General features: G+C 71.4%; 1 protein-coding gene. It reads left to right on the top strand.

The window, feature by feature from the left end; translation table 11 throughout:
* Positions 1-1082, top strand: a 1082-nt coding sequence (locus tag A5698_RS18710; RefSeq protein WP_068299934.1) for an FAD-binding oxidoreductase, incomplete at both ends; no start/stop codon positions are given.

Raw genomic sequence — 1082 nt, forward strand, 5'->3', positions numbered from 1 at the left:
CGGCGGCGGCACCAGCGTCGTCGGCGGACTCGACCCGCTCCGCGGCGAATTCCGCGCGGTGATCTCGCTGGACCTGCGTCGCCTCGACGAACTGCACTTTCTCGACGAGGTCTCCGGCGAAGCCGAACTCGGCGCGGGACTCAGCGGGCCCGACGCCGAACGCCTGCTCGGCGCGCGCGGCTTCTCGCTCGGCCATTTCCCGCAGAGCTTCCAGTTCGCCACCATCGGCGGCTTCGCTGCGACGCGGTCGTCGGGCCAGGACTCCGCGGGCTACGGCCGGTTCAACGACATGGTGCGCGGCCTGCGGGTCGTGACGCCGGTCGGCGTGCTGGACCTCGGCCGCGCCCCCGAGTCGGCGGCGGGACCAGATCTGCGGCAGCTGCTGATCGGGTCGGAGGGCGTACTGGGCGTCATCACCCGCGTCCGGGTGCGGGTGCACCCGGTCCCCACGGCCACCCGCTACGAGGCGTGGTCGTTCCCCGACTTCGCCACCGGCGCCGACGCGTTGCGCGCCGTCGTTCAGACCGGCACCGGCCCGACCGTGATCCGGCTGTCAGACGAGGCCGAGACCGGGGTGAACCTCGCGACCACCGAGAGCATCGGCGAGCAGCAGATCACCGGCGGGTGCCTGGCGATCACGGTGTTCGAGGGCACCGAAGCGCACGTCGCCAGTCGGCACTCGGAAACCCGGGCGGTGTTGGAGGCCGCGGGCGGCACCTCGCTCGGCGAGGAACCCGCTCGCGCATGGGAGCACGGCCGGTTCGGCGCGCCGTATCTGCGCGACTCGCTGCTGTCGGCGGGAGCGCTGTGCGAGACGTTGGAGACGGCCACGAACTGGTCCAACGTTCCGGCGCTCAAGGCGGCCGTCACCGAGGCGCTGACAAACGCGCTGACCGAAACCGGCACACCGTCGCTGGTGCTGTGCCACATTTCGCATGTGTATCCCACCGGCGCGTCGTTGTACTTCACGGTCGTGGCCGGGCAGCGGGGCAATCCGATCGAACAGTGGCGCAAGGCGAAAGCCGCGGCGTCCGACGCGATCATCCGCACCGGTGCCACCATCACCCACCACCACGCCGTCG

The sequence above is a fragment of the Mycobacterium sp. E136 genome (assembly GCF_001666865.1).
GTDB lineage: Bacteria > Actinomycetota > Actinomycetes > Mycobacteriales > Mycobacteriaceae > Mycobacterium.